Here is a 3,417-nt window from a genome sequence, read left to right as displayed (position 1 = left end):
CGAGCCGTTCGGGGTTGATGTCGCTGGAATAGGCAAAGCCCTCATCGACCCGGGTCGCACCGGTGGTCGTGGCGGGCTGGCGGGCGTATTCGACGAATTCCGGTTCGATGAAGTAGCGGTCCGGCAGTTCCCAGGTCGAGCGCGAATCGTCGGCGGAAATCATGATCTCGTGCAGCTTTTCACCCGGCCGGATGCCGATGACTTTGTGCCCGGCCTGCGGGGCCATGGCGGTGGCCAGGTCACACACGGTGGTCGCCGGGATCTTGGGCACGAAGATTTCACCGCCGCGCGTCGTTTCCAGGCACGACAGGACGAAATCGACGCCCTGATGCAGCGAAATCCAGAAGCGCGTCATGCGTACATCGGTGATCGGCAATTCGGTCGCGCCCTGCGCCAGCAGGCGGTTGAAATAGGGCACTACCGACCCGCGTGAGCCGACCACATTGCCATAGCGCACGACGCAGAAGCGCGTGCCGATGTCACCGGACAGATTGTTGGCGGCCACGAAAATCTTGTCCGAGGCCAGCTTGGTCGCGCCATAGAGGTTGATCGGCGAGCAGGCCTTATCGGTGGACAGCGCCACCACGCGCTGCACCCGTTGTTGCAGGCAGGCCCAGACGACGTTTTCCGCGCCGTTGACATTGGTGGCGATACATTCGGAGGGGTTATATTCGGCCGCCGGCACCTGTTTCAGCGCGGCGGCGTGCACCACCACATCGACCCCGCGGAAGGCCAGCTCCAGCCGCTGCCGGTCGCGCACATCGCCTAAGAAAAAGCGCAGCTTCGACAGCTTATCGGCGTCATAGCGTTCTTCCAGCGCCTGACGCATCTCGTACTGCTTCAATTCGTCGCGCGAGAAGATGATCACCTTGCGCGGGTCGTAGCGGCTCAAAAGGGTGTCCACGAGCTTGCGCCCGAAACTGCCCGTCCCACCGGTAATCAGCACCACCTTGCCCCGAACCGGGTCTCCGACCGGGGCAAACTCTCGCAAAAGGTCACTCATGACACACCCTCACGCTGTCGCAGCGTCAGTCAGGGATTGTGGCGCGCGCCGCTTTCATATTGGTTAACGCGGGCGCGGCGACGAGCGAACAGATCGGACAGGGCGCAGGGGATCAGCGTCCACGGTTCGATGAAATAGCGGCTGAACAGGCGTTTGGGTTCGTGCGCAAAGCGCACCAGCCATTCGATGCCCCATTGCCCGGCCCAGCGCGGCGGCGTGTACATCACACCGGCCTCGTAATCGAAAGCCGCTCCGACCGGCAGGAGGGCGCAGGGCGGCAGGCGGTTCAGATTGTTGAGAATCCACAGCTCCTGACGCGGCATTCCCATGCCGACCAGCAGCACATCGGGCTGATGCGCGGCAATGTCCTTGAGCAGGGCGTCGTTTTCGGGGCCATTGACGTCGAAATAGCCGCTGCGCACCTCAAGCTTCACGCGTGGGTGACGGCGCAGAATGGCGTCTTTTGAGAGCGAATTATGCTCCGGAGCCCCGCCCACATGAAACACGCGCCAGCCCTCTTGCGCGGCGCGCGTCCAGAAGTCTTCCCGAAAATCGAGATAGGTGCAGCGATGGGCGCGGCTCATCTCATGCCCCATCAGCTTGCCCCACAGGATCAGCGGCGTGGAGTCAATCTCGATCAGGTCGGCCTGCGCGTAAAAGCGGCGCATCTCGGCGCGTTTCTGAAAGAGGTAGAGGCTGTGCAGATTGTGGTTGGCGATGATGGTCTGCCGCCCGCGTGTGCCCGCGATAAAGTCCATGACCATATCGGGCGTCACGACGTCCATCTGCGCCCCCATCAGGGCGACACGATGCACAGGCAAAAGGCGGCATGAGGGTTTCATGCCGCCAGTCTATCTCAGAGCCGTTGCGATACCGCTACTAAAAAGCGTTAACGAACCCTATTCCTGTACCGGGCGTAGCGTAATCTCCACACGGCGGTTCTTGGCGCGGCCTTCCGGCGTGGCGTTCGAAGCGATCGGCTGACGCGAGCCCATGCCGGCGACGAACAGGCGCTGATTGACCACGCCACGGCTGGTCAGGTAGGCCGCCGTCGAGTTGGCGCGGTCTTCCGACAGCGGTTCATTGATGGCGTCAGAGCCGGTCGAGTCGGCGTGACCGACAATATCGACATAGGTGGACGGGTACTTGTTCAGGATCGACGCCACGTCGTTCAGCACCGGGTAGAAGCTGGCGTCGATCGAGGCGCTGCCTGAAGCGAAGGTCACGTCCGACGGCATGTTGAGGATGATGTTGTCGCCATTGCGCGTGACGGTGACATTGGTCCCGGCCAGCTCACGGCGCAGTTCCGCCTGCTGCTTGTCCATGTACTGCCCGACCGCCGCACCGGCCAGAGCGCCGATACCCGCGCCGATGACGGCGTTCTTGCGGCCCTGCTCACCCTTGTTGGTGTTGGTGGCGTAGCCGAGGCCCGCGCCGACGGCGGCCCCGATGATGGCATTGGTCTTAGTGTTGTCGCGCACGACTTCGCCGGTGACCGGATCGGTGGTGGTGCAGGCGGCAGTCAGCAGGGCGACGCCCGCCAGGGCGATCAGAGCCTTATTACGCATAGTTGTCTCTCCAGTGTGCTGTGCGTTGCGGCGAGGAACGCCGTTGCTTCCAGTTAAACGCTTTCGTATGAACCTAGGATGAAGCCCGTAAACAGCCAATATTCGGGAAATAAGGATTGACCGCAAATCCGGTAAATTTCAGGCGCAGACGGATAAGAAAGCCGTAAGAGCCGCGCGGATCAGGGCTTGGGCGCCGTCGATTCCGGGGCCTTGCGGCACTTCCACACGGTTTCGGTTTCCGGTGCGAAGGTCAGGAAGGATTGCGCCAGTTGCCGCACCTTGCGCATATTGTCTTTCAGCGCCTCGGCCTGCCCCGCATCCTTACCCGATGCGCAGCGCAATGACCCCAGAGCGGCCCGCTGAGCCACGTAATCGCGGTGTTGTTCGGGCGTCAGGCGATAATCGCTGCGTTTGAAGGTCAGGCCATCACGCGACAGCTCAAGCCGCGCCGCGGTGGGGTCAGAATCCGACACGGTAAAGCGCAGGAGCGTGCCATTGGCCTGCACCTCGTAAGGCGTGCGGCCATTGACGCAAGCATGGGCCGCATCAAATTCAAAATCCGTCGGCCCGACACCGGCCAGCGGCTTGGGCGAGGCCTTAAGGTCCACATCGCAGGTCAGACGCACCGGACCGACCTTGGTGGCATCGACCTCGGCCTTTTGCGACATCTTCTGCACCACCGGGCTTTCGCGCAGGACGAAGGCGGCCGCGATCAGCACCACGAACACAGCCAATGCGACCCAACCCCACGGGAAGGGGTGCTTGTGATGTACCTTTTCGGCCTTGGCCTTGTGCGGATGCGTGTCGGCGTGCGGTGCCTCGGCCTCGGTATGCAGGGTCTTCGGT

Annotated in this window: 3 protein-coding genes and 1 pseudogene; all 4 read right to left on the bottom strand. The window is 62.5% G+C overall.

The window, feature by feature from the left end; genetic code table 11:
* On the bottom strand, positions 1-1,003 hold a 1,003-nt coding region (pseB, locus tag Q0072_RS12125), incomplete at its 3' end, for a UDP-N-acetylglucosamine 4,6-dehydratase (inverting) (RefSeq protein WP_298330411.1).
* Between the two features lie 29 nt (positions 1,004-1,032).
* Positions 1,033-1,845 (bottom strand): WecB/TagA/CpsF family glycosyltransferase, encoded by an 813-nt coding sequence (locus Q0072_RS12120; protein WP_298330408.1) that lies wholly within the window; start codon positions 1,843-1,845, stop codon positions 1,033-1,035.
* 57 nt (positions 1,846-1,902) lie between these two features.
* Positions 1,903-2,571, bottom strand: a complete 669-nt coding sequence (locus tag Q0072_RS12115) for an OmpA family protein (RefSeq protein WP_298330405.1) — start codon at positions 2,569-2,571, stop codon at positions 1,903-1,905.
* 179 nt (positions 2,572-2,750) lie between these two features.
* Positions 2,751-3,417 (bottom strand): annotated as a pseudogene (locus Q0072_RS12110) (serine protease); the annotation flags it as partial.

It is taken from the genome of Asticcacaulis sp. (genome assembly GCF_027484505.1).
Classification (GTDB): Bacteria; Pseudomonadota; Alphaproteobacteria; order Caulobacterales; family Caulobacteraceae; genus Asticcacaulis.
The sequence above is the reverse complement of the archived record's forward strand: the minus strand, read 5'-3'. Positions and strand labels throughout refer to the sequence as shown.